Raw genomic sequence first — 2,377 nt, 5'->3', positions numbered from 1 at the left:
CGACCAGCGCCGACCAGTCGCGGGCGCCGGGCGCAGGGGAGGTCATCGCGGCGCGGGCGGCGCGCACCTTGGGCAGCGGCAGCCGCAGCGCCCAGCGCTTGAGCCGGGGCAGCGCCTCGGTCAGGTCGACGGCGATCACCGTCTCGACGGCGCCCTGCCCGGTGACCAGCGGGGCGATCTTGTCCCAGACGACCGCGACCCGGGCGCCGTGGTCGGTGAGCTGGTGGGCCAGTTCCGCGGCCGTGTAGAGCGGGTTGTGCTCGACCACCACGGCGCCGAGGCGCAGCGCCGCGTAGAAGGCGACCACGTGCTGCGGGCAGTTGGGCAGCACCAGGGCCACCCGGTCGCCGGGCCCGACGCCGAGCCGGCGCAGCGCCTCGGCCGCCCGGGACACCTGGTCGGCCAACTCGGCGTAGCTGGTGGTGGCGCCGTAGAAGTCGAGCGCCACCCGGGGGCCGAACCGGCGGGCCGCGTCGGTCAGCAGGTCCACCAGCGAGCCGGCCGGCTCGGCGATGATGGCCGGTACGCCGGGGGCGTAGCTGCGGGTCCAGGGGCGCTGCGCGGTCGCGTCCATCGCCGGGTCTCCTCGTGGCCGGGGGTGGCCGAGCGGACACGGTCGGCCACCACCCGGTCAACTTACCAGTTGGTAACCTACGCTGACGTAGCCGGCTCGGGAGCGAGCAAGCGCTGGTACCGCTCGGCCGGCCAACCGACGATCACCTTGGACCGCAGGCTCGCGCCGAGCCGCCGGTAGAAGCGTTGCGCCGCCTCGTTCTGCGGCTTGACCTCCCAGCGGATGGTGAGGCCGTCGGCGGCCGCGGTACGGGCCAGCGCCAGCATCAGGACCCGGCCCACCCCGGCGTTGCGGGCCGCCGCGCGGACCCAGAGGTCGTCCAGCGCGAGGATGTCCCGGCCGGACCACAGGTGCAGCCGGCGCAGCGCCGAGACGTAGCCGAGCGGCTCGCCGCCCCGCTCGGCGAGCAGCACGGTGACGTCGTCGCGGCCGAGCAGTTCAGCCCACCGGGCGGCGGTGACGGTGACGTGTGCAGCGTCGCCCTCATGGGCGGCGATCTCGGTGACCAGGGTGTGCACGGTGGCGGCGTCGGCCGGGCCGGCGCGGCGGATGGTAACGGATTGGGTCATGGTCTACTCCTTACCGGACGGGGGCTGCCGGTGGTAGGCCGGCAGCCCCGGGAATCAGGGCGTGGCGATGGCGGCGAGGACGTCCAGCCGGGCGGCGCGCCGCGCGGGCAGCAGCCCGGCCAGCAGGCCGGCCGCGAGAGTGACGGCCAGCACCAGCGCCAGCCGGCCCGCCGGCACGGCCAGCGGCAGCGGGGCGTCGCGGCCCAGCGCGGCCACCGTGGCGGCGGCCAGGCCGGCGCCCAGCGGCAGGCCGAGCACCGCCGCGAGGGCGGCGACCAGCACCGCCTCGCCGCGCACCAGCCAGCCGAGCTGCCGGCGGGTCATCCCGACCGCGCGCAGCAGCCCCAGCTCGCCGGTCCGCTCGGTGATCGACAGGGCCAGCGTGTTGGTGATACCGAGCAGGGCGATCAGCACGGCCAGCATCAGCAGCGCGGTGACGAGGCCGAGGATCTGGTCGATCGACGCGGTCCGGGCGGCCACCGCGGCGGCCTGGTCACGCAGCTCGGCGGTCGGGTGGTCGGCCAGCGCCGCCCGGACCGCCCGCTCCGCGGCGGCCCGGTCCACCCCGTCGGCGGTACGGATCAGCACCCCGGCGTCCACGTTCTCGCTGTACAGCTGGGCGTACGTGGCCAGCGAGACCAGGTAGTCGGTGGCGAGCGCGCGGGCGTCGCGGTCCCGCAGCAGGCCGACAACCCGCAGCTGCCGGGTGCCGACCCGGGAGAAGGTCATCGGCAGCGGGTCGCCCATCGCCAGCCCTCGCTCCCGCGCCACGTGCTCGGCCAGCACGATCCCGCCGCCGTCCAGCGCGGACAGCGAGCCGGCGACGAGGTGCAGCCGGGTCACCCGCGGCAGGGTCGCCGGGTCGACCGCGGTCAGCGCGCGTACGGCGTCACCGTCGCGCCAGTGCCCGTACCGCAGGCGGGAGGCGACGGCCACTTCGGGCAGCCGGGCGACGTGCTCCGCCACGGCGGCGGAGAGCCCGCCGAGCATCTCGTTGCGGCCGCTCTCCACCACGTGGTCGGCGGTGATCACCTCGGCGTACGACTGGCGGACCGCGTCCCGGACCGAGGCGCCGAGCACCGCCGTGAAGGCGACCAGGGCGATCCCGAGGCCGAGCGCGAGGGCGGTCGCCGCGGTGCGGCGCGGGGTACGGGCCGCCGAGTCCGTGGCCAGCCGGCCGGTGATGCCGAGCGCGGCGAAGGGGCGGCCGAGCAGGCGTACCACCGGCGGGGTG

The 2,377-nt window shown here is 76.6% G+C and carries 3 protein-coding genes; all 3 read right to left on the bottom strand.

What is annotated here, in order from left to right; translation table 11 throughout:
- Positions 1–574, bottom strand: a 574-nt coding sequence (locus ACWEVO_RS35120; protein ID WP_452311714.1) for an AMP-binding protein, incomplete at its 3' end; no start/stop codon positions are given.
- 77 nt (positions 575–651) lie between these two features.
- The gene (locus tag ACWEVO_RS35115) at positions 652–1,143 is read right to left on the bottom strand and encodes an N-acetyltransferase family protein (RefSeq protein WP_452311713.1); all 492 of its coding nucleotides are present in this window, start codon (positions 1,141–1,143) and stop codon (positions 652–654) included.
- Positions 1,144–1,197: 54 nt separating this feature from the next.
- Positions 1,198–2,377 (bottom strand): ABC transporter permease (locus ACWEVO_RS35110; protein ID WP_452311712.1); only part of this gene is annotated, 1,180 nt, incomplete at its 5' end.

The organism is Micromonospora sp. NPDC003776 (assembly GCF_053605645.1).
The sequence above is the reverse complement of the archived record's forward strand: the minus strand, read 5'-3'. Positions and strand labels throughout refer to the sequence as shown.

Coding starts and splice junctions, on each gene's coding strand:
- ACWEVO_RS35115 (WP_452311713.1), bottom strand. CDS start 1,143: ATGACCCAATCCGTTACCATCCGCCGCGCCGGCCCGGCCGACGCCGCC.